The organism is Intestinimonas sp. HCP28S3_D6, assembly GCF_052065695.1.
Lineage (GTDB): Bacteria > Bacillota > Clostridia > Oscillospirales > Oscillospiraceae > Intestinimonas.
In genome coordinates this window covers 1-1,407 of sequence record NZ_JBQHTM010000123.1, presented here as the reverse complement: position 1 = coordinate 1,407, position 1,407 = coordinate 1, and the positions used below count along the sequence as shown (strand labels likewise).

The 1,407-nt window shown below is 53.9% G+C and carries 1 rRNA gene; it reads left to right on the top strand.

Annotation, left to right across the window (positions count from 1 at the left end):
* Positions 1-1,370, top strand: a 23S ribosomal RNA gene (locus tag ACTNBK_RS17005); the annotation flags it as partial.
* Between the last annotated feature and the right edge of the window lie 37 nt (positions 1,371-1,407).

The window sequence follows — 1,407 nt, the reverse complement described above, 5'->3', positions numbered from 1 at the left end:
CCCGGGCGTTGGTTGACCCGGGCGTAAGGGACCGAAATTTAGTAGGGAAGTCTCCGATGTCCAGAGGCGAGAAAAGGCATGTGGTATACTAAGGTGCCCGTACCGCAAACCGACACAGGTAGATGAGGAGAGAATCCTAAGGCCAACGGGAGAAGGGTTGTTAAGGAACTCGGCAAAATGACCCCGTAACTTCGGGATAAGGGGAGCCTGCGCGAGCAGGCCGCAGAGAATAGGCCCAAGCGACTGTTTACCAAAAACACAGGTCTATGCTAAATCGAAAGATGACGTATATGGGCTGACGCCTGCCCGGTGCTGGAAGGTTAAGAGGAGGGCTTAGCGCAAGCGAAGGTCTGAATTGAAGCCCCAGTAAACGGCGGCCGTAACTATAACGGTCCTAAGGTAGCGAAATTCCTTGTCAGGTAAGTTCTGACCCGCACGAATGGCGTAACGATTTGGGCGCTGTCTCAACAGCCCACCCGGCGAAATTGTTGTACTGGTGAAGAAGCCAGTTACCCGCAACTAGACGGAAAGACCCCATGGAGCTTTACTGTAGCTTAATACTGGAAATCGGTAAATCATGTACAGGATAGGTGGGAGACTTGGAAGTACGGGCGTCAGCTCGTATGGAGTCACCCTTGGGATACCACCCTTGATTTGCTGGTTTTCTAACCTGCGGCCGTGAATCCGGTCGGGGGACACTGTTAGGTGGGCAGTTTGACTGGGGCGGTCGCCTCCAAAAAGGTAACGGAGGCGCTCAAAGGTTCGTTCAGCACGGACGGAAACCGTGCAGTGAGTGTAAACGCATAAACGAGCCTAACTGCGAGACTGACGGGTCGAGCAGTAACGAAAGTTGGAGTTAGTGATCCGGCGGTATGTGCGTGGAAATGCCGTCGCTCAACGGATAAAAGCTACCCTGGGGATAACAGGCTGATCTCCCCCAAGCGTCCACAGCGACGGGGAGGTTTGGCACCTCGATGTCGGCTCGTCGCATCCTGGGGCTGAATTCGGTCCCAAGGGTTTGGCTGTTCGCCAATTAAAGCGGCACGCGAGCTGGGTTCAGAACGTCGTGAGACAGTTCGGTCCCTATCTGTTGCGGGCGTAAGAGATTTGAAGGGAGCTGTCCTTAGTACGAGAGGACCGGGATGGACGAACCTCTGGTGCACCAGTTGTCCTGCCAAGGGCATAGCTGGGTAGCTACGTTCGGACGAGATAAACGCTGAAGGCATCTAAGCGTGAAACTCCCCCTAAGATTAGATCTCTCACTCTTTATGAGGTAAGGCACGTCGTAGACTATGACGTTGATAGGTCGGAGGTGGAAGCACGGTAACGTGTGCAGCTGACCGATACTAATCTGCCGAGGGCTTGACCTTAACATGATTGTGCAGGCGCTTGTCCTCCTACTTCACT